The sequence below is a fragment of the Micrococcus sp. HMSC31B01 genome (assembly GCF_001816085.1).
GTDB lineage: Bacteria > Actinomycetota > Actinomycetes > Actinomycetales > Micrococcaceae > Micrococcus > Micrococcus luteus.
The window spans coordinates 1-2606 of the sequence record NZ_KV824930.1; the positions used below are offsets into that span (position 1 = coordinate 1).

At 72.1% G+C, this 2606-nt stretch carries 3 protein-coding genes; all 3 read left to right on the plus strand.

What is annotated here, in order from left to right; genetic code table 11:
* Positions 1 to 39 precede the first annotated feature (39 nt).
* Entirely contained in the window at positions 40 to 303 is a 264-nt protein-coding gene (locus HMPREF3105_RS01745) for a hypothetical protein (RefSeq protein ID WP_041103073.1), read from the plus strand.
* A gap of 78 nt (positions 304 to 381) precedes the next feature.
* The gene (locus HMPREF3105_RS01750) at positions 382 to 1092 is read left to right on the plus strand and encodes a response regulator transcription factor (protein ID WP_041103075.1); all 711 of its coding nucleotides are present in this window, start codon (positions 382 to 384) and stop codon (positions 1090 to 1092) included.
* Position 1093: 1 nt separating this feature from the next.
* The coding region (locus HMPREF3105_RS01755) for a sensor histidine kinase (protein ID WP_070708628.1) at positions 1094 to 2606 on the plus strand (1513 nt) is incomplete at its 3' end.

The window sequence follows — 2606 nt, forward strand, 5'->3', positions numbered from 1 at the left end:
GCAAGAACCTCATGACCCACAACAACTAGAGTGGCGGGCATGCCTCGGACCTCCACCCTCCCCGCCTCCGCGCCCGCCGCCGACCCCGCCGATCACCGGGGCGGTCGTGGCGTCGTCCTGGTGCTGGGCGTGGCCGTGACGGCGGTGTCCGCTCTGGCCCTGGTGGCCCTGCTGGTCGCGTACTTCCTGGCGTGGCCGGCGTCCCCGGCGCTGTTCGCGCTCGCGCTGTTCGGCCTGCCCGTCGGCTTCGGCCTGATGCTGCTGCACGTGGTGCTGGGCGCCGTCCGGCGCTCGCGCCCCTGAGCCGTCGGGCCAACGACGCCCCGTGACATCCAGCACCCTTTCAGGGTGTTCCCAGGTCGGGGCGGTTGACTGGGCCCCATGCAGCCTCAGAACCCCGAAGCACGCCTCCTGGTGGTGGACGACGAGCCCAACATCCGCGAGCTGCTCTCCACGTCCCTGCGCTACGCCGGCTTCGAGGTCACGGCCGCGGCCAACGGCCGGGAGGCCCTGGACGCCGCCGAGGAGTTCCAGCCGGACCTGGCCGTGCTGGACGTGATGCTCCCGGACATGGACGGCTTCACCGTGACCCGCCGCCTGCGCTCCGCCGGCCGTCACTTCCCCGTCGTGTTCCTCACCGCGCGGGACGGCACCGAGGACAAGATCACCGGCCTGACGGTCGGCGGTGACGACTACGTGACCAAGCCGTTCTCCCTCGACGAGGTGGTCGCCCGCATCCGCGCCGTGCTGCGCCGCACTGCCTCCCTCGACGACGACGACGCGGCGGTGCTGCGCGTGGACGATCTCGAGCTCGACGACGACGCGCACGAGGTCCGCCGCGGCGGCGAGGTCGTGGAGCTCTCCCCCACCGAGTTCAAGCTGCTGCGCTACCTCATGATGAACCCGAACCGGGTGCTCTCGAAGGCCCAGATCCTGGACCACGTGTGGGAGTACGACTTCAACGGGGACGCCTCGATCGTCGAGTCCTACATCTCCTACCTGCGCCGCAAGATCGACGTCGGCGGCCGCGAGAAGATGATCCACACCAAGCGCGGCGTCGGCTACATGCTCCGCACCGCGGACAAGCGCTGACGTGCGTGCGCGGCTCGACGCCGCGGCGGCCCGCGTCCGCCATCCGCGCGCCTGGCTGAGGGGCACGTGGCAGGGGCAGTCCCTGCGCACCAAGCTGGTCGTGATGATCGCGGCGCTCATGCTGGCCCTGGTCGCCGTGACCGCCGTGGCGACCGCGGTGCTGTTCCGCCAGGAGGCGGTGCGCCAGCTGGACGAGGACATGGCCGCCAACCGGGACACCGTCTCGATGTACCTGGCCAACGTCGCCCAGACCGGCGAGTACTACATGCCGCAGCTGCCCATCCTGCGCTTCTACGGCGTCGTGTGGGACAACGAGGGCGCGCGGGTCGTCCAGACCCCGGTGATGCCGGGTGCGGACGAGCCGGCCCTGCCGGACATCACCCCGGCCGAGGCCCTGGAGCGCGGCTCCGCCTCCTTCGAGGTGCCCGGCACACAGCCGGACTCGAGCGGCTGGCGCGTGCAGCTGTACGGGCTCAGCAGCGGCGACGGCACCATGGCCGTGGCCCTTCCCCTGCAGAGCGTGACCTCCTCCGTCGAGCGCGTCACCTCGATCGTCGTGACCATCGGCCTGCTCGCGACGGCGGGCACCGTGATCGTGGCCAACCTGGCGGTCCAGCGCGCGTTCCGCACCCTGAACCGCGTGGAGCGCACCGCCGCCAAGATCGCCGCCGGCGACCTGAGCCAGCGCGTGGAGAGCGCGGCGCCCGACACCGAGGTGGGCCGGCTCTCCCGCTCCCTCAATGCCATGCTCGCGCACATCGAGTCCGCGTTCCGGGACAAGGAGATCTCCGAGGACAAGATGCGCCGCTTCGTGCAGGACGCCTCCCACGAGCTGCGCACCCCCCTGGTCACCATCCGCGGATTCTCCGAGCTGTACCGGCACGGCGGGCTGCGCGAGGAGGAGGACGTCGCCGCCGCCATGCAGCGCATCGAGTCCGAGGCCACCCGCATGACCCGCCTCGTGGAGGACCTGCTCACCCTGGCCCGCCTCGACGAGCAGCGCCCCCTCGAGCACGCCCCGGTGGACCTGCTCATCCTCGCGATGGACTCCATGATGGACGCCTCCGTGAACGCCCCGGACCGCAAGGTCACCCTCGTGGGCCCCGACGGCGACCGGGCGGCCCCGGCGCCCATCCTCGGCGACGAGAACCGGATGCGCCAGGTGGTGGTGAACCTCATGGCCAACGCCCTGCGCTACACCCCCGCCGGCACCCCCATCGAGATCGCGGTCGGCACCGTCGACCACCTCGGCGGCCAGGCCGGGGCGGACGGCGCGGGCCGCAGCTCCGTGATCGAGATCCGTGACCACGGGCCGGGCGTGTCCGAGGAGGACCGCGCCCGCATCTTCGAGCGGTTCTACCGCGCGGACACCTCCCGGCACCGCGAGACGGGCGGCACGGGGCTCGGCCTGGCCATCGTCGCGGCGATCGTGGCCCAGCACGGCGGCTCCGTCCGGCTGCTGGAGACCGAGGGCGGCGGCGCCACCTTCTCCGTCCACCTGCCGTGGGCGCCGT

What these genes read in the sequence shown, in the direction of transcription:
- HMPREF3105_RS01745 (WP_041103073.1), top strand. Translation starts at nt 40, where the DNA reads ATGCCTCGGACCTCCACCCTCCCCGCCTCCGCGCCCGCCGCCGACCCC.
- HMPREF3105_RS01750 (WP_041103075.1), top strand. Translation starts at nt 382, where the DNA reads ATGCAGCCTCAGAACCCCGAAGCACGCCTCCTGGTGGTGGACGACGAG.